The organism is Nocardia yunnanensis, from assembly GCF_003626895.1.
Taxonomy (GTDB): Bacteria; Actinomycetota; Actinomycetes; order Mycobacteriales; family Mycobacteriaceae; genus Nocardia; species Nocardia yunnanensis.
This window is the reverse complement of sequence record NZ_CP032568.1, coordinates 578786-598507: the sequence shown is the minus strand read 5'-3', so window position 1 is coordinate 598507 and position 19722 is coordinate 578786. Positions and strand designations below refer to the sequence as shown.

At 66.6% G+C, this 19722-nt stretch carries 21 protein-coding genes and 1 tRNA gene; 12 read left to right on the top strand and 10 right to left on the bottom strand.

Translation table 11 applies throughout. The features are described from left to right. Positions 1-39 precede the first annotated feature (39 nt). Both D7D52_RS02770 and D7D52_RS02765 read right to left on the bottom strand, forming a co-directional pair. Positions 40-714, bottom strand: coding sequence for a GNAT family N-acetyltransferase (locus tag D7D52_RS02770; protein WP_222932776.1), 675 nt, complete (start codon positions 712-714; stop codon positions 40-42). After that, entirely contained in the window at positions 711-1646 is a 936-nt protein-coding gene (locus D7D52_RS02765; RefSeq protein WP_120734909.1) for a LysR family transcriptional regulator, read from the bottom strand. The genes D7D52_RS02770 and D7D52_RS02765 overlap by 4 nt, the downstream gene beginning before the upstream one ends. 96 nt (positions 1647-1742) lie before the next feature. Here D7D52_RS02765 and D7D52_RS02760 point away from each other — a divergent pair, with 96 nt between their 5' ends. Continuing rightward, on the top strand, positions 1743-2375 hold the full coding sequence (locus D7D52_RS02760; RefSeq protein WP_162958140.1) for an SRPBCC family protein: 633 nt from the start codon (positions 1743-1745) through the stop codon (positions 2373-2375). Between the two features lie 10 nt (positions 2376-2385). Here D7D52_RS02760 and D7D52_RS02755 read toward each other — a convergent pair whose 3' ends face one another. Both D7D52_RS02755 and D7D52_RS02750 read right to left on the bottom strand, forming a co-directional pair. Continuing rightward, the gene (locus tag D7D52_RS02755) at positions 2386-3660 is read right to left on the bottom strand and encodes a glycosyltransferase 87 family protein (RefSeq protein ID WP_120734907.1); all 1275 of its coding nucleotides are present in this window, start codon (positions 3658-3660) and stop codon (positions 2386-2388) included. A 76-nt stretch (positions 3661-3736) separates the two neighbouring features. Next, positions 3737-4900 carry a hypothetical protein gene (locus D7D52_RS02750; protein WP_120734906.1) on the bottom strand — a complete coding sequence of 388 codons (1164 nt, stop codon included), beginning with the start codon at positions 4898-4900 and terminating at the stop codon, positions 3737-3739. Positions 4901-5138: 238 nt separating this feature from the next. Between D7D52_RS02750 and D7D52_RS02745 the strand changes: the two genes are divergently transcribed. Continuing rightward, positions 5139-5945 carry an LLM class flavin-dependent oxidoreductase gene (locus D7D52_RS02745; protein ID WP_120734905.1) on the top strand — a complete coding sequence of 269 codons (807 nt, stop codon included), beginning with the start codon at positions 5139-5141 and terminating at the stop codon, positions 5943-5945. 160 nt (positions 5946-6105) lie between these two features. Here the strand turns inward: D7D52_RS02745 and D7D52_RS02740 are convergent, their stop codons facing one another. Beyond that, on the bottom strand, positions 6106-6939 hold the full coding sequence (locus D7D52_RS02740) for an MBL fold metallo-hydrolase (RefSeq protein WP_246023947.1): 834 nt from the start codon (positions 6937-6939) through the stop codon (positions 6106-6108). Between the two features lie 93 nt (positions 6940-7032). On the opposite strand from D7D52_RS02740, the gene D7D52_RS02735 reads away from it, so the two are divergent. After that, entirely contained in the window at positions 7033-7635 is a 603-nt protein-coding gene (locus tag D7D52_RS02735; RefSeq protein WP_222932774.1) for a helix-turn-helix domain-containing protein, read from the top strand. A 152-nt stretch (positions 7636-7787) separates the two neighbouring features. Here the strand turns inward: D7D52_RS02735 and D7D52_RS02730 are convergent, their stop codons facing one another. Next, complete coding sequence (locus D7D52_RS02730; RefSeq protein WP_246023611.1) at positions 7788-9014, bottom strand: helix-turn-helix domain-containing protein; 1227 nt, start codon at positions 9012-9014, stop codon at positions 7788-7790. Positions 9015-9200: 186 nt separating this feature from the next. On the opposite strand from D7D52_RS02730, the gene D7D52_RS37520 reads away from it, so the two are divergent. Genes D7D52_RS37520 through D7D52_RS02720 form a run of 3 tightly spaced genes read left to right on the top strand, consistent with a single transcriptional unit; the run spans position 9201 to position 9985 of the window. Continuing rightward, positions 9201-9371: a hypothetical protein gene (locus tag D7D52_RS37520; RefSeq protein ID WP_162958139.1), complete on the top strand. Its 171-nt coding sequence runs from the start codon at positions 9201-9203 to the stop codon at positions 9369-9371. Positions 9372-9374: 3 nt separating this feature from the next. Next, positions 9375-9632, top strand: a complete 258-nt coding sequence (locus tag D7D52_RS02725) for a MarR family transcriptional regulator (RefSeq protein ID WP_120734903.1) — start codon at positions 9375-9377, stop codon at positions 9630-9632. Then, a complete protein-coding gene (locus D7D52_RS02720) occupies positions 9629-9985 on the top strand; it encodes a glycosyltransferase family 9 protein (protein WP_120734902.1) in 357 nt (118 codons plus the stop codon). Before D7D52_RS02725 ends, D7D52_RS02720 begins: the two co-directional genes overlap by 4 nt. Here the strand turns inward: D7D52_RS02720 and D7D52_RS02715 are convergent. From D7D52_RS02715 to D7D52_RS02700, 4 genes are all read right to left on the bottom strand, one after another. Beyond that, a complete protein-coding gene (locus tag D7D52_RS02715) occupies positions 9972-10898 on the bottom strand; it encodes an HNH endonuclease (protein ID WP_425464649.1) in 927 nt (308 codons plus the stop codon). The two genes, D7D52_RS02720 and D7D52_RS02715, sit on opposite strands and share 14 nt — an antisense overlap. A gap of 370 nt (positions 10899-11268) precedes the next feature. After that, positions 11269-11344: transfer RNA gene (locus D7D52_RS02710), tRNA-Ala, on the bottom strand. 32 nt (positions 11345-11376) lie between these two features. After that, positions 11377-12060 (bottom strand): TetR/AcrR family transcriptional regulator, encoded by a 684-nt coding sequence (locus tag D7D52_RS02705; protein ID WP_120734900.1) that lies wholly within the window; start codon positions 12058-12060, stop codon positions 11377-11379. A 61-nt stretch (positions 12061-12121) separates the two neighbouring features. Beyond that, positions 12122-12862 (bottom strand): uracil-DNA glycosylase, encoded by a 741-nt coding sequence (locus D7D52_RS02700; protein ID WP_120734899.1) that lies wholly within the window; start codon positions 12860-12862, stop codon positions 12122-12124. A 121-nt stretch (positions 12863-12983) separates the two neighbouring features. Here D7D52_RS02700 and D7D52_RS02695 point away from each other — a divergent pair, with 121 nt between their 5' ends. The 6 genes from D7D52_RS02695 (at position 12984) to D7D52_RS02670 (ending at position 19677) form a co-directional block, all read left to right on the top strand. After that, complete coding sequence (locus D7D52_RS02695; protein WP_120734898.1) at positions 12984-13655, top strand: trimeric intracellular cation channel family protein; 672 nt, start codon at positions 12984-12986, stop codon at positions 13653-13655. Between the two features lie 121 nt (positions 13656-13776). Further along, positions 13777-14220, top strand: a complete 444-nt coding sequence (locus D7D52_RS02690) for a GyrI-like domain-containing protein (RefSeq protein WP_120734897.1) — start codon at positions 13777-13779, stop codon at positions 14218-14220. Beyond that, positions 14217-14651 carry a GyrI-like domain-containing protein gene (locus tag D7D52_RS02685; protein WP_120734896.1) on the top strand — a complete coding sequence of 145 codons (435 nt, stop codon included), beginning with the start codon at positions 14217-14219 and terminating at the stop codon, positions 14649-14651. Before D7D52_RS02690 ends, D7D52_RS02685 begins: the two co-directional genes overlap by 4 nt. Before the next feature lie 253 nt (positions 14652-14904). Then, positions 14905-15642: a hypothetical protein gene (locus D7D52_RS02680; RefSeq protein WP_162958138.1), complete on the top strand. Its 738-nt coding sequence runs from the start codon at positions 14905-14907 to the stop codon at positions 15640-15642. 2 nt (positions 15643-15644) lie between these two features. After that, on the top strand, positions 15645-17786 hold the full coding sequence (locus D7D52_RS02675) for an Rv1355c family protein (protein ID WP_120734894.1): 2142 nt from the start codon (positions 15645-15647) through the stop codon (positions 17784-17786). A gap of 67 nt (positions 17787-17853) precedes the next feature. After that, the gene (locus tag D7D52_RS02670; protein ID WP_246023946.1) at positions 17854-19677 is read left to right on the top strand and encodes a putative bifunctional diguanylate cyclase/phosphodiesterase; all 1824 of its coding nucleotides are present in this window, start codon (positions 17854-17856) and stop codon (positions 19675-19677) included. The last annotated feature ends 45 nt before the right edge of the window (positions 19678-19722 follow it).

Genomic DNA, 19722 nt, shown 5'->3' with positions numbered 1-19722 from the left:
TCGTGCGGCCGAATACCGATGGCGTTCACGAACTTCCGGTCAGCTGGTCCCCAGTCGCCGAGCGAGGCCGGCCCGCACGCGGGGCCAGTCCTCGGCGGTGATGGAGAACAGGACGCTGTCGCGGACGGTGCCGTCGCTGCGCCGGAAATGGCGGCGCAGCGTCCCCTCGTAACTCGCGCCCAGACGGGCGATCGCCTGCTGCGAGCGATGGTTGCGCACATCGGTTTTCAGCTGGACGCGCCCGACGTGCAGGGTGTCGAACGCGTACCGCAGCAACAGCAGTTTCGCTTCCGGGTTGACCGTGGTGCCCCAGACCGACGGGCTGTACACGGTGAACCCGATCTCGATCGCGGCGTCGTGGGGCCGCGCATCGAGGTAGGCGGTGACGCCCACGATGGCGTCCGCCGGTTCGCCACCGATCGGCTGCCGGGTGCGCACGGTCCACAGCTGCCAGTCGGGGAGCGAATCCAGTTGCCGCAGGCGGTCTTCCAGCGTCCGCGCGTCCTCGGGGCGGTTCGGGACGTGCGCCCACGCCACCTCGTGATCGACGGCCTTGAACAGTGCCTCCGCATCCGACTCGGCAACCGTGGGGGTCAATGTCACGCTCTCCCCGTGCAATACGGTGCCCGCCGGCACCGGCCAGCTCATCTCCGGCCACACGGTGTCTTCCGGACGGGGATCCGTCCGCGGCTCGAAGCGTTCCGGCTCGGTCATGATGTCCGCCCCCAGGTCGGTAGCCAGGTGTCCGCGGCGGAGAGGTCCGCTCGCCGTGACACAAGATAGTCGCGCAGTCCGGTCAGGGCGGGATGCGGGTTGCCGGCGCGCCAGATGATCGACAGGGGATAGATGGGCGACGGGTGACGGACCGGAATGCGGCGCAGATCGTAGCGGTCCGGCCACAGATATCGGGTGCCCGCGCCGACCAGGGTCGACAAGTGCTCCGACGCCGAGATCTCCTCCAGGAAGGCCTCTTTCGCGAAGAACAGGGCGTGGGTGTCGATGGCGAATCCGAAGGCGGCGGTCAATTCCGCATAGTATTGCGCGGCCTCGCCGCCGGTCGGGAGGCCGGGAATCCACGTGCGGTGGTCGCGCAGCTGGACCGGCGTGACGAAGGGTGCGTCGGCGAGGGGATGGCGGGGACCGACCAGTAGTTCGTGCGGTTCGTCGATCACCCGGGCGGTACGGATCGGTGCGGGCAAGCGCCGATGCGGAGGGACCGCGTGAAAGGTGGCGTCGATGGTGCCGGCGTCGACCGCGGTCAGCGCCGCCTCGAGATCGCCGTCGAGAGTGACCACGTCCAGTTCGATCTCCGGATGCGCGCGGTGGAAATCCTGTAGCAGGGTGGCGGTGACTATGCGGCGCGCGACGACATCGACCCGCAAGCCACGCCGGTTCGGCCGCACCGACGCCTCGGCCTGTCCGGCCACCCGCATCAATTCGCGCGCGTGCGGCAGGAACGCCCGACCCTCCACCGTGAGCTCCGCGCCGCGCGCGGTACGCCCGAAAAGCCGCACCCCCAGCTGTTTCTCCAGCGCCGCGATGCGTTTGGACACCGCTTGCTGCGTGATCGCGAGCGCGGCCGCCGCCTCCTGGAACTGCCCGGCCTCCACCACCGCGAGGAAGGTGCGCACGCCCGTCAGATCCACCCGGCAACCCTACCCAGCCCGGCGGCTCGGATCTCGGCCCGGTTTCGGTCCAGCCGACAGCGAGCGAACCGCGCGGCAACACGTTACAGTCCGGCCGTGAAATATCTTGTGGGCTGCGCCCTGGCCCTGTCGTTCACGGTGGTGAGTGCACCGGCGGCGCAAGCGGATTCGGCACCGACCTGTACCGAGAGCCCGAACTCCTACACCGCGGGCTGGCAGGTCGGATGGGCCAAATATCAGGCCGCGACCAAGAGCCCGTCGTCGGGGACCTCGTCGCGGACGGCCGATCTGCCGATCACCATCAACGCGCCGCTGGCCAAGGTGTGGACGGTGTACTCGAACCTGCGCAACGACATCGGACGGCATCCGTTCCTGAAGGACATCATCCTGCATCGCACCTGCACGGATGGGGTGACCACGACCAACGACTTCACCGCGCTGGAGAACGTCCCCATGGGCTCGGTGGACTATCCCGCCAAGACGCAGGCCGAACAGATCCTGTACCCGGTGGAGCACTACTACACCACCAACAGCTACGACGATCCCGGCGTCATCACGCAGCAGAAGATCACCTTCGTCGACAACGGCAACGGCACCACGACCGTGAACGAGCACATCGTCTTCACGACCAACCCGCTGCTGCTGTCGTTCACCGCCGACAACGGCATCTCCTCGCATCAGGCCTATCAGGCCGCTCTCAAACGCGATATCGAGAACGGCACGCTCTGAACGAGTCCCGCTACGATCTGGCTGCGCCCGCGGCAACCTCCGGGAGTCCGGCCGATTCCCGCCCGGGCCGCCGGGTCGAGAGCAGGAACAGCACCACCAGCAGCACGCTGAACCAGACATAGGTGTTGCCGACGACGTGCTGCAATGGCGTCCAATGGGTTTCCCGGCGCTCGCCGTCGGGCAGCCAGTTCTGCGGGCCCCAGACGAAGATCGCGACGGTGACCGCGGTGACCATGTACCAGGCCAGGGCCCGCCGCTCCGGCAGCCGCGTCGCGTAGCCGATCATGCCGAGCAGGGCCGGGGCGATCCAGATCCAGTGATGCGACCACGAAATGGGCGACACCAGCAGCGTGAACACGGCATTGATGGACAGGGCCAGCGGCGGGAAATCGACGGCCCGGCGCATGGCGGGCACCACCAGGGCCAGCAGGGCGGCGCTGAGGACCAGCCACAGGATGGTCAGCAGCGGCTTGTGAATGTCGAACCGCGACAACACCGCTTGAATCGACTGATTGGTGTGGAAGGCGGAGCCGCTGAGTCCCGACACATTGCCCAGGCCGCCGAACCAGTACTTCACCGACGCCTTCGGCAGCACCGCGAACGTGACCGCCGTGGTGATCGCCCCCGTGATCGCGGCCGTGACCGCGGCTTTGTAGTCACGCCGGATCAGGAAGTAGAGGATGAACGCGGCCGGGGTCAGCTTTACCGCCGCCGCGATGCCGATCAGCATGCCGCGCCGCCACTTCGGCTGCTCGGCCAGGCAGTCGGCCACCACCAGCACCATCAGCAGCAGATTGACCTGCCCGAAATCCAGCGTCGAATGCGTCGGCTCCAGCAGCAGGCCCAGCGGCGTCGCACACGCGGTCACCCACAGCGCCAGCCGCTGCCGGCTCGCACCCGGCCAGACCCGCCGGGCCACCAGATAGAAGGAGAGCGCGAGCGCCGCCACCGAGGTCACGAAGAATCCGGCGCGGGCGATATCCCAGGGCAGGAACGCGAACGGTGACAGCACCAGGGCGGAGAAGGGCGGATAGATGAACGGCAGCCCGATCCCGATCGTGGTCTGCGGCAACTGGCCGTACATATCCCCGCCGTGCCACAGCGTCTGCACGCCCAGCCGATAGACCTGCAGGTCGATGAACCCACCGGTGATCTGCTTGAACGGCCACACCGGCACCATCAGGCACAGCGCGGTCACCACCACACACAAAGCCGGAACGAGCCACATCACGCGCCCGAAACGGCGGTCCAGCGACTTCGGCACAGCAACAGCAGTAGAACTCATCCGCGACCACTTTATCGGCGTCCCCGTCTTCGCGCGCCCCGGGCCTGGCGGGCGGGCGGATCTGCCCGCATCGGCGCTATCCGCAGGAGCCGGCGGCCGCGCGGGAGAAGACCTCGTCCCAGTCGGCGGGGGACAGGTAGGCCGGCTTCGCGATCTGCGAACGCATCGCGGGGAGGCCGCCGGGGAACCTGCTCACTTGATCGAGGAGGCCCTGGCAGGCGCCCGCGATGAGAGGGTTGCCCGAGTCCTTGGATGTGGGCGGCTGCGTGGTGGGCTTGGGCGGGGCGGGCGCAGGGGGGTTTGGGGTGGGGTTCGGGGCGGGGCTGACCGCTGCGGGCGGAGGAGGTGCGGGACTGAGCGTGGCGGCGGCCGGTGGCGGCACGGTCCGTGGCGAGGTGATCGCCGGTGGGGCTGTGGTCGCTGGTACGAGAGGGGTGCCGCGATTCGGAGTGGTGGCCGACGCGGGGAAGGCGGCTCGTGAGGTTGCGGCACTGGCCGGGTCCTCGTCACCACCGACCAGGACGGCCACCGTCACGCCCACGGCGAGGACGGCGACGGTGGCGACGAACGCCACCGAAATCCAATTCGGCCGCCGTACACCGGGTTTGCGATGTCTCGCCGTAAGCGCCGTGCGGGCGTGCGTGGTCGGCTTGCGATGCAGGTGCTGCCCGGGTGTCTCCGGTTCGTGCTCTTCCCGTTCCGCTGCTTGCTGTTCCGGAGCTTCTTCGTGTTCGAGAGCTTCCGGTCCGGTGGCCTTCCGGTCGGGAGGTTCGGGTCTGGGGGCCTCCGGTCTGAGAGCCTTCTGGTCGGCAGGTTCGGGTATTGGGGGTTCCGGTGTGGGAGTCTGCCGTTCGGGAGCCTGCGGGGGAGCGGGCTGAGTGGCGGGCGCCGGTCCGATCGCGGCCAGCAGTACGCCGCGCGCCGCCACCGCGGCCGGATCTTCTCCGGGGTGGGCCGGGGCGCCGTGGGTGGATGCCATCGAATTGGTCATCAGCCGAACGAGATTCGCCGAATACCCCAGTGTCGCCGCGGCCTGCGCCAATGTCTCGATCTGCTCCCGCGACCATCGATCCGGATACGCCACCGCCAACCCCGCCGGCGGCGGCCCGCCCCGGGCGAACGACACCGCATCGAGCACGGTCCGCAGCGCCGTGCGCGCATCGCGCGGATCCGTCACCGGCTCGGCTGCCACCCCCGGCAGCCCGATCGGCCGCAGGTGCCCCGCAGCGGGCTCGAACACCGCCGCACCCGTCCCCGCCCTCCCGAAAGCAATCCCGAGCAGCCAGTCCCCTGCCACACGAACCTCCTGGCCGCTCGCCGAACAGGCGCCCAGTATATGCAGCCAGCTCCATTGCCTCAGTGCGGTTTTGCGGACACTCGTGCGCGTCATGAGCATTGTCGCGAGCCGATCGGACATTGGAATGCCGGCCCTATCGCCTAGCGTTGGTGACGATCAATCGACAATGGGAGGCAACTCGATGAGTGTTCAGCTCGGCGTATTCCTGCCAACCTCCGGAAGTCGGAAAGCCGAATCCGGCGCATCCGATATCCGAGACAGCGCCCGGCTCGCCGAAGAATCCGGACTCGAATCAGTCTGGGCCACCGATCATCTCATCGCCACCCAGCCGATGCTGGACAGCACGATCGCCCTCACCACAGCCGCCGCCGTCACCGATCGGATTGGAATCGGCTACGGCGCAATGCTGCTGGCCCTCCGCCCCGTCGCCTGGGCCGCCAAGGAAATCGCCACCCTGCAACAACTCTCGAACAATCGCGTCCTCCTCGGCGTCGGCACCGGAAACCCAGCCCACGGCGATATCGGCTGGCGCGCAGCGGGAGTGCCCTTTGTCGAACGGGGAACCCGCACCGATCATGCCCTCGCCGTCCTACCAGACCTGATCGCGGGCAAGCCCACCACCCTGGCACCCGACCTCGACGTCACCCTGTCACCTGGCGCACCCGTACCACCAATCCTTATCGGGGGCAACAGCTCCCGCGCCCACCGCCGCGCAGCAATCCACGGCGACGCGTGGATGCCGATCAACCCCGCCCTCGACCAACTTCCAGCCGCCATCTCCGAACTTCGCGACATTGCCGCCCAGCACCAAAGACCCGCCCCCGCAATCACAATCGTCGCGCCTACCCTCTCCACCGACCCCTACCGTGTTGCCGACGAATTGGCGACCTACGAATCTGCCGGCGTCCACCGAGTAATCCTGGCCCCGACCGGTCCCCACTGGCGCGACTACTACACCTTCGCCGCCGCCCTCCGCGCCGCCCAATAGCCGCCCTTCCGTGCAGCCCCGGACTCGGTGCCGGGTGCGCCCGTTGGGGCGGGCTCTCGCGTAAAGTGCCTGGCTATGAAACGAATCCATGCGTTTGCGGTGACGGGGATCGCAGGCTGGATGATCGTGGTCGGAGGCCCCACCGATTCCTGACGTTCGATCAGCCGATAGGCGGCGCAAGGTATTCCAGCGCGTAGCCGGTGCCAGCGGGGCTGACCCGGGCAATGCCCGGTGAGTCCAGATGCGCACCGGCTACGAAATGGTTTGCCTCAGAGAGTCTTTCGAGAAGAACCGCCCGCGCAGCGCGCGCTTGGGCCTGGTTGCCGTCGAACTCCCAAGCCACCTGTGGATGCTCGAACTGCAGTGTGGGAACGTGCACGGTATCGCCCCAGACCAGCAAATGGGCAGTGCCGCTTGTGATCTCGTAGACGGTGTGGCCGGGCGTGTGGCCCGGAGTGGGGACAGCGGTAGCCCAGTCGTTGATCGCGAGCCGTTCCGATACGGGCACCACGCGCTCGCGAATCGTTTCGAGCCGGCCGGTGAACACCGCGGTGTCGCCCGCGCCGATCCACACCCGTTCGAGCTTCGGAAACGCCTCCGACCCGTCCGGCATGATCAGCCCGCTCACGTGGTCTTCGTGATCGTGGGTGATGGCCACGTCGGTGATCAGCGCGCGATCGATTCTGGCTTCGTCGAGCGCCTCGTAGATCAATCCCATGGTGGGGTCGTGCCAATTGTCGGACGCGCCGGTATCGATGAGCAGGGAAGTGGTGCCGTCGGTAACGAAGAAGGCGTTGACCGCCAACCGCAAATTGTCTCCAACCAGTGGCACACCGTCCGGCACGTTGGGAAGCGGACACCCGTGCTCGTCGCGCAGCCGGCTCGGCGGCATGTCGATGTACCCGTCCCGCAACGAAATCACCTGCAGGCCACCGAAATCGAACACGGCATGAAGCCGGCCACTAGAGACCAATCGCATGGAAACCTCCATCATGTCGGGCACACCGCCCGTCTCCGATGGAAGAATAGATCTCCTTTAGAAGAATCGCTAGACTGCCGGCAGCGACCACATCGATCGAGGAGCACGGTGTCCGAACCAGGCGAAGCCCCCGCCGACCCACAGCCCGACCCCCTGGCCGGCACGTTCGGCGCCAACGTCCGCCGCCTCCGCGAGGAGGCCGGCCTGACCCTGGATCAACTCTCCACCCAGTCCACGGTCAGCCGAGCCATGCTCTCCAAGGTCGAACGCGGCGAAAAAAGCCCAACGATCGGCGTAGCCGCCAAAATCGCCCACGCCCTCCACACCACCCTCTCCGACCTGATCGGCGCCCCCACCCCCAAACCCACCGCCGCCGTAATCCTGCGCAAACCCAACCGCCCCATCTTCCGAGACCCCGAAACCGGTTTCGAACGCCACACCCTCTCCCCGGCCCCCGGCATAGCCACCGGCGAACTCATCGCCCACCACCTCCCCGCCCACATCTCCACCGGCCTCCTCCCCGCCTACCCCCCAGGCACCGAGAAACAACTCCTAGTCCTGACAGGCACCCTCACAGTCCTCATCTCCACCCGCACCGAAACCCTCACCCCCGGCGACTCCATCTACTTCCAAGCCGACACCCCCCACGGCTTCGCCAACCAAACCCCCACCCCCTGCGAATACATCATGACCATCACCCGCAAACCCTGATCGCCCACCTGTCTGAGTGGCCCCAAATATCGAAATACACTGTGCGCCTTTATAAGCCGGCCCCTCACCTCGACCGAGGAAGCTGGGAGTCTCGGTCTAGCCCGGCTCACCGAGGGGATTCGGTTCAGGCAGCAGCCACAAACGAGACTCGTCTACACGCGGATACCCACTCGCTGGCTCAGTTCGCGGACATCGGTGCGCATGCCCGTCGGCGGCTTCTTCAACAGGTCGAGGAGCAGGGCGCGGGCGAAACCGTTGTAGTGGATCGTCTCGGGCGCAGTTTGTTCCGACTTCGCCAGCATCGTGAGCGCGGCAGTGTCCTCGCCGTGTTGCATATAGGCGCGCGCGACCTCGATGAGGTGGCGGCCGCGGCGAGGCACTGAGATGATGCGGTCGGCGTCGATGGAGCGGGCTGCGCGCACTGCCTCGCCGGGCTGGCGCAGTTCCACGCCGAGAGTCGTTGCGTGCGCGGCCATTACTGGCTGAGAAAAGCTGGTCTGCACGTGCCGATACGTCGGGCCGAGTTCCTGGGCGATGCGGTCAGCTCGTTCAAGGCCGCGCCAGGCGTCGCCGGAGCGGCCGCGCCGGCCGTGGACGTAGGCGATCTCGAATTCCAGCGCTCCAGCGATGCCGTGCCAATCGTCGGGGATTTCGGCGCGGTCGAGGTAGGGGGTGAGTTGGTCGATGGCGTTGCGGGCCAGCGCGATTGCCTCCTCCCACCGGCCGGAATCACGCAAGGCTTGCACCATCGCCCAGGCGCTGCATGCGATCACGTACGGGTCGTCGACCTCGTAGCCCTCGTTCACGGCACGGTCGGCGACCATCCACACCAACTCGGGCGCCGGCTGATAGGCGACATAGAAATCGGCCAGCTGGTAAACGCCGGCCAAGGTCCTGCGCGCGGCGCGGCGATCTTCGGCGGACCGTGCGGCAGTCTGAGCGTCGCGGATAAGTCCCGGCAGAAGTGCTCCCAGCTGCGAGCGGTGATCAGGGCTGGAATGGCGGATCCGCCACGCCTTGCGCAGCCTCTCATCGAGATGGTCAAGGCTGACCGGTCGGTCGCCGGGGGTGATGCGGTAATCGGTCAGTGCCGCTTGTACATCGGAGAGGGCCGCGTGGCGCTCGCCAGCGAACACCGTCACCGGGACGGCATGATCGTCTCCGGTGACCGTGGCCAAGTCGTCGAGATCGAGAACTCGCGCGATCCGCAGCAGCAAGTCGAGACTGGGTGTTCGCTGAATCCTGCCGTTTTCCAAGGCTTTCAGCCATTCGGCCGACCGCCCGATCTGCGCGGCGAGCACGGGCCTGGCCATTCCGGCGCGTTCCCGGTACAGCCGGACCCGCGCACCGATCTCCGAGGGACCTTTGGAACTGCTCACGGGGACCACCTCCTGGTCGTGTTGTCACGACAATCGCCAGCGTAACGGCATTGGGGGTACGTTCGTACCCGTTCACGGCGTCGGCCGGGCATACGTTCCACAATGCCCCGACGTCGGTTCGATCACCAGTCCCCGGCGTCGGGTGCACACTCCAACACCGTTCCAGGGACATGGAGAACACCCGACATGGAAATCATCGTTGTCGCCACCATCATCGCGCTGGTTCTCCTCGCTGCTCACGCGCTGCCGAACGCCGAACGCAGCCAGCGGCCGATGCGGCTGACCGTTGCCGACATTCATGCGCGCCTGGCCGCCGAACCACCACGCCCATACGTACCGATCAGCAGGGGATGGTGAGCGATGGCCTTCACCGAACCCGAGGCGAAAGTCCTTGGCGCACTGTCGAACCTCGACCCGCCGCACACGCTGACCGTGCGGCAACTCTGCCGCGCGACCCTACTGCCGGAGACCTCGGTCCACCGGGCGCTGCTGCGACTGTCGCGCACCGGGCTGGCGATGGGCACCCTGCAAGGTCCAGCACAGTGGCGCTGCACGGACCGTGGACGTCTCGCGATCAGCCGGCCGGTGTACCGCGACTGCGCAGGGTTACGGCCATGAGCAACTACGTGATCGGATTCCTGCGCCCCGATGTCTCGGGCGCGGCGTGGAGCGAGGATGAGTCGCGGATCCACGCGCTTGCTACCGAGCGTGGTTGGTCGGTGATCCTGGTGTATTACGGCGAACCGGACCGGCCGGACGGCGCACTGATCAACCGCCTGATGAACCTCGCCTACGGCGAGCACGCCGACGCCGTGATCGCGCCCAGCACAGATCATTTCGAGCCCGGCGAGATCGCGGCACTGGTCAAGATCGCCGACGTGATCTGTGCAGACACCGGCACCGGACATACGCTTCCTGCCACGACGAGCACACCGAACCGGCCAGGTCGGCTGATGATCAACTGGCAATGACCTTGTTCGACTTGGTGCGGTTGCACCGCCAGCACAGGGTCTGAAGGTTGTCGGGCGCGGTCAGGCCGCCTTTAGACACCGGCATGATGTGGTCGACCTCGAGCAGCAGGTGGGGCTCGGCTGCCAGCGAGACAGAGCAATTCCTACATGTGTAGTGGTCGCGCTCCTTGATCATCGTTCGGAGCCTCGAGGTCATCAACGCTCGCTGGCCAGCGACGCTTTTACGAAACTTGATCTTCGCTGACATCGTTTCGATCATTGCGTCGATCGTCTCGCGATCGAGCGTGACAGTCGTGCGTTGTGAGCTGTTCCCACCAGCGCTGACGTACTCGAACATGTACACCGGGTAGGGCACCGTGATCGGCGACAACTCGACCCCGACCTGCTTCATGAATTCGCCTGCGTAGTGCTTCATGATGAACCGCGGTGGATTGATCGACTGCGTGATACTGGCCTCGCGCTGCCCAAGGTTGGCAACGGCATCTTCAAGGCGAGTTATCCCGTCGCCCAGGGTTTCTACGTCGGCCAAGTCGGCCTCGGTGGGCTTGATGTTGAAGTACTTCATGACGTACTTGATCGGATCGGCGCTCGCGTTGCGGGCGACCTGCAGCGAGCAGTTGTGTACGAACCGCGTCTGATAGGTGGCGACGTTACGGTCACGTCGGTACTTGTGCCGACTGATGTTCTGGAAAGTCGCCAGATGTGCCTGTGCTCCACTGGACGACCCCCCGAGCGCGAATGTGCCTCGACTGCGTATCTCGGCAACGTACTGCGCGAGCTCGTTGTGCTCGGCGACGAAATAAGCGATCGCGGCCTTGTGTGCCAGAAACTCATCGCTGGCGAAGTATCGCGTCATACGGAAGTGCCGGATCAACAGCACGAGACCCCACGTCCCGAACACGACGGCAGCGATCGATGCGATCGGTAGCCAGTTCGCTGCCACCCACGAGATGGCCAACAGGATCAGGCCAACAACTACCAAGACCGCGATAACTGGCAACAAGATCTCCCTCCCTGAGAAGTGCTCCGTGTAAACGTGACGGTAGCAGGACCGCTCGACAGAAAAGTGGGAGACGGTAGTCCGAAAACTGCTGACTACCAATACGTTCCGACCGGCAGGTTCGGATCTAATTCGAAGTATTTGCCTCGATCGCCAAAATCGATCCTTCATCAGCAAGCCATCACCGAGCCAGACCGCATCCCCCAACCCGGAAACGACATTGGGGCTGGTACCGCTTCCGCGGTACCAGCCCCAATGGAGTCGGTTCGTGCAATGACACGATTGGTGGAGCTAAGGGGAATCGAACCCCTGACCTTCTCGATGCGAACGAGACGCGCTACCAACTGCGCTATAGCCCCGCGGGGTCGTTTCCGGCCCGCGGTGGAAAACTCTAGCAGGTGGGTGGGGGAGGGGACGAATCGGCTGGTGGGGAGGGGTTTGTGGGCTCGCTGTAGGAGTCGAGGATGCGGAGGAAGAGGTCTAGGCGGTAGGGGGGGATGGTGGGGTTGTCTGGTTCGAGGAGGGATTGGGTGAGGGTGCCGTCGTGGACGGCTACCAGGGCTCGGCCCAGGGCGGTGGGGTTGGGGACGTGGCGGCCGGTGCGGCCTAGGAGGGTGACGACGACGGGGGTGAGGGCGGCGGCGATTGCGGTTTCGCGGGCGACCATGGCTTGGCGGAGGTCGGGGTTGCGGAGGGCGTGGGCGGTGAATTCGGAGGTGATGCGAAACCACTTGTCGTCCATGGGGACTGCGGCCAGCAGCGTTTCGAGGGCGCGGCGGGGGTCGGTGGGGATGGCGCCGGGGGTGTCGAGGAGGGACGCGACCTCGGACAGCATTGTCGCGGAGCGCTGTTCCCACATGGCCAGGAACAGCTCCTCCAGCGAGGTGAAGTTGGAGTAGAAGGCGCCTCGGGTGAAGCCGGCTCGTTCACAGACCTGCTCGACCGAACAGCGGCCGAAACCTTCCTCGGCGAACGCCTCGAAAGCCGCGTCCAAGAGGCGTTGCCGCGTTTCGGCGCGCTTCGGGCGGACTCGCACACCGCCGCCCGCGTCGGATCCGTCATCTGCCCTGCTCACGACCGCATCGTAGCCGCTGGGCGCGGGACCCCGGGCGCGCTGTGGCTGGGCGACGGCGCGCTCAGGGGGTCGGATCGGGTAGGCCCGCGGCTGCGGCGGCGGTCGCCAGGACCCGTTCGAGCATGGCCGGGGTCAGTCGGCCGGTGAAGGTGTTCTGCTGCGACGGGTGGTAGGTCCCGAACACGTGGAGTGGGGACCGGTCGGTTCGAGCAGGCTGTACATCGACCTGCACCCCGTGCCCGAACTTCGGCCTGGGTTTGGGTATCTCCCAACCGGATTCGGCCAGCGCCGGCATCAGCGCCTGCCACCCCCAACCGCCCAGCACCACGATCGCGCGCAAGGTCGGCGACAGCAGCCGCAACTCGCTGACCAGCCAATGCCGGCAGTTGTCGCGCTCGGCGGGAGTGGGTTTGTTGTCGGGCGGGGCACAGTGAACGGGCGCGGTCATGCGCGTACCCAGCAGGCGCAGACCGTCATCGGCGGCGATGCTGGTGGGCTGGCTGGCCAGCCCCACGGCATGCATGCAGTCGATCAGCACATCGGCGCTGCGATCACCGGTGAACATCCGACCGGTGCGGTTACCGCCGTGCGCCGCGGGCGCGAGCCCGACGAGCAGCAGCCGGGCATCGGCGGGACCGAAGGCCGGAACCGGTTTGCCCCAGTAATTTTCGTCACTGAACGCGGCCCTTTTCTCCCGCGCCACCTGTTCGCGCCATGCCACCAGTCGGGGGCAGGCACGGCACCCGGTAAGTTCCGCGTCGAGCTGGGCAATTGTGCGGCACACGAACCGACTCAAGCACATCGCGCGTCGAAGCGTGCGGCGACGCGGCGATCTCGTGAGCCGGACCCGGCTCACACCCCGACCCGGCCTACCGAGCGCCGGTAGCCGAGAGTTAGCGACAGAGAAGGGAACCCGCTCCGCCATGAGTGATCTCGTCGAGTTCGGCGCCCCCGTGGACGCGGCGCAGAGCGTGGGAAACCTGCTGGGCGTGTTCGCATTCGGGCTCTCGGGCGCGCTGTTGGCGGTGCGCCGCCGCTTCGACGTGGTCGGCATCGCCGTACTGGCCGTGGCGACCGCGACCGGGGGTGGCGTGATCCGCGATCTGATCATCGGCCGGGTGCCGCCGGCTGCTTTCGTGCAAGTCTCCTATGCCGGAGTCGCGCTGCTGTCGGCACTACTCATCTTCTTCTGGCATCCGCCGGTGCGGCTGGTGCGCGCTCCGCTCTACATCGCCGACGCGATCGGCCTCGGCACGTTCTGCGTGACCGGCACCGTCACCGCCTTCCAGCACGGCATGCCCGCCACCTCGTCGGCGGCGCTGGGTCTGGTCACCGCGGTGGGCGGGGGCGTGATCCGCGACGTTCTGGCCGGTGTCACGCCGAGCGTCCTCAGCGACGGCGAGCTCTACGCGGTCCCCGCCCTGCTCGGCTCGACCGTCACCGCGATCCTGCTGCACTACGGCCAATACACCTATTGGACAGGCGGTCTCGCGGGCGCGGGCGCGGTGCTGCTGCGGCTGATCGCCCTGCGCCGCCACTGGCACGCCCCCATGGCTCGACCGCACCGCCGCCGCGACGACACCCCGTCCGTCTAGCTCGCCGAATCCGCGCGCCGAACCGCCCTGTCGTGTCGCCGAGCACGCCCCGGCGTGATTGATAGCATGGCGAAGGCTTGGCCGACTGGCTGTGAATCACACCTCGAGAGAGTTCCTACCCATGCAGTTCGAGATCGTCGAGCGGGACGAGACCTGGGTCGCCGGCTTGCCGGTGCGCAGTCCGAAACGTGCCCTCGGTGAACTGCGCGATCACGATCTGGAGGTGGCCTGGGCCGCCGTCCTGCATCAGGAACTCGGTGGGCCGCTGGCCTCGGCCTACACCGACTACGCCAGCGAACTCGGCACCTACAACACCCAGATCGTCGGCTACCAGTGCGCCTCGCTGGAGGAGGTGACCCGCGGCCATCTGGTCGCCCGCCTACCGCGCGGCACCTACGCCCGCTTCTCCTCGGTCGGCAACTTTCCGCAGGTGATGACCGATCTGTGGACCCAGATCGCGTATGCCGAGGAGCACAAGCAGATCAAGCGCATTCACACCGGCGATTTCGAGACCTACCCGCACGCCTACAAGATCGACCTCTATCTGTCGGTCGAGCCGTCATGACCTATTCGATCGTGGTGCGGCCCGGCGGCGTCTACGGCGGCCTGGTGGTGCCGCGGGTGCGCCCGAGCTTCAAGGTCTCCAACAGCGAACTCATCGAATTCCTCCGCGACCGCCTGCGCGACCGCGGCACCACCGACCGCCCCCTCGCCACGGTCTACGTCCCCGACCCCGCCGGCAACTACAACGTCCTCGTCTCGTACGAGTACCCCGGCCCCGACGACGTCCCGGTCGGCGACGTCCTCATCCGCGTCCCCAAGGGCGTCTACGCCCGCTTCCGCCCCAACGGCGACTACCACGATCCCGCCGAGGACGTCTGGGCTCAGGTCGACGACGCGACCGCGTCGGCGGAAATCACCCGCGCCTACCGTGAAGAGATCGAGATCTGGTCCGGACCGGCCGAACTGGAGCTTTTCATCTCGATCTTGGTGTGATAGCTATGCGATAGCTGAATGAAAACAGACCAGTCTTTAGGTTGTGTTTGATAACCGATAGCAATGGTCTGACCTGGGTGAGTTTCAGCACGCGCATCCGGGTTTCAGGCAGTTTGCCAGATGTCTGGACAATTCTGAGTGGGTGACTGATACTCCTCTACGTGCCCGCGCCGGGTCGGTTGTTACATGGCCGTATCGGGTTAGGACTCGAGTAGTCGCGCGAATCTCGCGCAGCAACGGAGTAGGAACTTGTATGGCAGTCGATGCGACCACGATGGTCCAGCATGGGCAGTGGGCGGAAGACAGCCCGGGCTACCGTGACGAGCTGTCCGGATGCTCGTTCCTGATCTGCACTCCACGGTCGCACCCCGAGCTCTGGCAGCAATTCATGGACGGGGCGCTGGCCTCCTACCGCCGCTTCGACGTGCAAGAGGCCCTGGCCTACGAAACCGCGATCGACGGCTGCTCGACGACGGTCTTCGTCGTCGCCGTCGATGAATCCGGCCGGATGCTCGGTGGAACCCGCATCCAGGGCCCCTACCAGCACGTGGACGAGGCGCACGCCGTGACCGAATGGGTCGGCCGGCCTGGTGAGGCCGCGATCCGGAAGCTGATCGCCGATCGAATCCCCGACGGTCTGGTCGAATTCAAGTCGGCATGGGTGGACCACGAATCCGCGCATCGGATCGCCGTGCGAGAGGGATTGGCGCGCAGCGCGATTCATGTCCCGCATCTACTCGGCGCTCGCTTCGCGCTGAGCACCGCCGCTGACAGTGTCGCGGAGGGCTGGCGGGTCAGCGGCGCACGGGTCGTCTGGTGGATACCGCCGGTGCCCTATCCCAACGAGCGATATCGCACCGTCCCGCTGCTGTGGGATATGCGCACCTTCCGAAAACACGCTGCCGAGTCCCAGCTTCCGCTGCTCGAGGCCGAACAGGCGGCGCTCGCCACCCAGGCGGGTGTGATTCCGCGAGCGGGAGGGCTGGCGTAGGTATGAGCGGCGAGCCCGTGGCGTCCGATGTCCATCGGCCGCGATTCCTGGACGAGTCCGACCCGGATGATGCCGCGGTGCTGGCGCGGCTGCGCGCCGATCCGCGGATCGAGTTCCGCGATCTACGACCGGCATTGCGCGCCGAGTTCGCGACGCTGCTGGCCCCGCCCGATTTGGTGCAGGGCGCCGAAGCGGATCGCTGGGTGTACTACCCGTGGCGTGCGTCCGTGGTGGGGCTGCCCGGTCCGGAACTGTTTCGAGCGGTGCGATTGGATCGCAACCGCAACAAGCTCACCCGGGCCGAACAAACCGAACTGGCAAACCAGACAATCGGTGTGATCGGGCAGAGTGTGGGCCATGCCATCGCACATACGCTCGCGCTCGAGGGGATCTGCGGCCGAATTCGCCTGGCCGATTTCGATGCGGTCGAGCTCAGCAATCTGAATCGGCTGCCGGGCACCCTCTTTGATATCGGGATCAACAAAGCGGTGGTCAGCGCGCGCAGGATTGCCGAACTCGATCCGTATTTACCTGTCGAGGTATTCGCGGACGGTCTGAACGACGACAATATGGATCGATTCCTCGACGGGATCTCGATCGTCGTCGAAGTGTGTGATTCGCTCGATATCAAGCTCGCGGTGCGGGAAGCCGCTCGCCGTCGGCGGGTCCCATTGCTCATGGAGACCAGTGATCGCGGCCTGCTGGATGTGGAGCGGTACGACCTCGAACCGGAGCGGCGGCCGTTTCACGGGCTCATGGGCGAGGTCACCACGGCCGAACTGCGTGGGCTCTCCACCCGGGAGAAATCGGTCTACGGTGTCCGAATAGTCGATGGCAGCAGGCTTTCCGAGGGCATGGCGGCCAGTCTCATGGAGATCGGCCGCACCGTGAACAGCTGGCCGCAACTGGGCGGGGATGTGCAGCTGGGCGGCGCCACGGTAGCGGCGGCTGTCCGGCGGATCGGGCTCGGCCGCGAACTTCCCTCGGGACAGACCCGGGTCGATCTCGAGGATCGGTTGAACGAGGTCGCAGAGCCGGCGCCGCCCGCACTGGTCTGGCCCGCCGATCCGATCCCGGAGCCGGTGCCGGTCACCGGTGTGCCGGCGTTGTTGGCAGCAGCGCAGCGTGCCCCGTCCGGCGGCAACGCGCAGCCGTGGACGCTGCGCGCCGACGCGGATTCGATCACCATCGAGCTGGCGCCCGAGCGCAGCACGTTGATGGATATCGGCCACCGCGCCAGTGCGCTGGCGGTCGGTGCGGCGCTGTACAACGCCCGTGCCGCAGCGGCCGCGCTGGGTTTGCTCGGCGACACCGATGTGCGGTCGGACGCCGCCGTGCCCTTGACCGCGACACTGCGAATCGGCAGCGCCCACGATGCCGAGCTGGCGGCCGACTATCCGGCTTTGCTGGACCGCCACACCAATCGCCGGCGGGGCGACGGTGCGCCCGTGTCCCCTCATGTCCTGGGCGCGCTCGGCGCGGCGGCCTCGGGAGCCGGCGGCGGATTGCGCGCCCTCACGGACCGCGCCGATATCGAAGCCGCGGCGGCAATAATCGCCGAATCCGATCGGATTCGTTACCTGACCCCAGGTCTGCATGCCGAGATGTTCGCCGAATTGCGCTGGCCGGGTGACGATTTGGACAGCGGCCTGGACCTTCGGACGCTCGAGTTGGCGCCCGGGGAATTGGACAAACTGTTCGTTGTCCGCCGCCCCGAAGTGATGTCGCGCGTGCGCGCCTTCGATGGCGGAGCGGCGCTCGGCGAACCGACTCGGGCCCAGTTGCTCACGGCGTCGGCGCTGGTCGCGGTGACCTTCCCGACCCCGCGGCAAGAGTCCGCCGAACTGGGTGCGTATGCGCGTGCGGGCGCGGCGTTGGAGCGGGTGTGGATCGAGGCGCAACGGCATGAACTCGGTGTTCATCCGGTTTCTCCGGTATTCCTCTTCGCTCGACACCACGAAGAGCTGAAGAAGGTTTCCCCGGAGTTCGCCGATACACTAACGTCACTTCAGGGTCGATTTCTGAACCTGCTGGGAGTGCCCGCTGACGAAACCGTGGCGCTGGTGCTGCGTTTGAGTCATGCACCGGATGCGACGTACCGGAGTGGGCGGTTGCCGGTGCCGGAAATCGACCTGCGCGGCTAGTGCGATCGGAGACAGAGTGCCTCGTCGAACACTCGACTCGCTGGTGACTCAGGTCGCCGCCGAGTTGATGGGGGTCGACGCCACCACGATGGTGGCGGCGAGTGAGCGCGTGCTGTCATGGCTGGTCGAGCACTTCGACGTCGATTTCTGCTATCTCCGGCATACCGACGCTGAGCGGCGCGCGTCGGTCCTGGTCGCGGAGTGGCCGCACCGCCCCCCGGTGGAACCCGACCCGCTGCGCGTCATCTACTTCGACGAACAATCCGATGGTGTGTACGCCCAGCTCGAACACCGCCTCGAGCCGATGATTGTGCGCCCCAACCCGGACAATCTGGACTATCAGCGTTCTATCGAACAGTCCGCGGGCATTGCCGAGATCTCCATGGCCGCCGTCCCGCTGGTTTCCCGCGACTCGCCGACAGGTGTGCTGGGGTTCATCAAGAAGGGCGATCGGGACTGGAGCACGCGGGAGCTCAACGTGCTCAAGGCGATTGCCGCGCTGTTCGCGCAGTTGCAGGCGCGGATCGTGGCCGAGGAGCGGTTGCGGTACATCGCCATGCACGATGATCTGACCGGGCTGGCGAATCGGCGGGCGCTGCTCGAGCATATGGAGGATCGGCTCAGACCGGGGTGTGCGGGGCCGGTGGCGGCGTTCTTTCTGGATTTGGATCGGCTCAAGGCGCTCAACGACTTTCTCGGGCATACGGCCGGGGACAACTTCATTCGCACGCTCGCGGTGCGGCTGCGGGACAATCTGGATGCCGGGGACATGATCGCGCGGCTGGGTGGGGACGAGTTTGTGATCGTGCCGGCGAAGCCGATGGATGCGGCGGCGGCGGAGCGGGAGGCTGGGCGGATTCAGCAGTTGATCGCGCGGCGGGTGACGGTGGGGGAGGAGACTGTCAGTCGGGGGGCGAGTGTGGGTGTGGCGCTGGGGATTCCGGGGGAGACCACGGTGGCTGATGTGCTGCGGCGAGCGGATCACGCACTGCTGTCGGCGAAGTCGAGTGGGGGCAATGGGGTGGCGGTGTTCACCGATGCGATGCGGGCGCAGTTCGAGTTGCAGGACGATGTCGAATTGAATTTGCGCGGTGCGGTTTCCGATGGGTCGCTGCTGTTGCACTATCAGCCCGAGGTGGATTTGCGGACCGGGCGGGTGGTGGCGTTGGAGGCGCTGGTGCGGTGGCAGCATCCGACGCGTGGGTTGCTGCCGCCGGGGGCGTTCGTGGGGGTGGCGGAGGCCACGAATCTGGCGGGGGAGTTGGGGCGCTGGGTGATTCGCACGGCGGCCGAGCAGTTCGCGCAGTGGCGGCGGCGCGGGCTGGCCTCGAATGTCGTCATCCGGATCAATGTGTCGCCGGTGCAGCTGGTGAGTCTCGACTTCGTGGAGACCATGGAGGGGGTGCTGCGCCGCTACGGCATCGACGGGTCGTCGGTGTGCTTGGAGATCACCGAACATGTTGTGGTGCAGGATCTCGCGCGCACCCAGGTGACGTTGCGCGGGCTCAAGCGGATGGGCGTGCAGATCGCCATCGACGATTTCGGCACCGGGTATTCGTCGCTGTCGCATCTCAAGGCGCTGCCGGTGGACGCGGTGAAGATCGACCGTGGTTTCGTGCAGCGGCTGGGCGCCAGCGCCGACGATCTGGCGATCGTGAAATCGATTGTGGGGCTGGCGGGTTCGTTCGGCCTGGGGGTGGTCGGCGAGGGTGTGGAGACCACAGTGGCCGCGCGCACGCTGGTGGCGCTGGGTTGCTATCGCGCGCAAGGGTTCCTGATCGCGCGGCCGATGCCGGCCGAGGAGGTCGAGGAGCATTTGGCGGCGGGCCGGATCGCCCTGGATCTGGATCTGCCGGGCACCAGCCGGTCGGTGTTGCCGGGCCCGTCCTGACCGCCGATTCCGGACCGTCGGCAAATCGATCCCCTAATGTTCCCG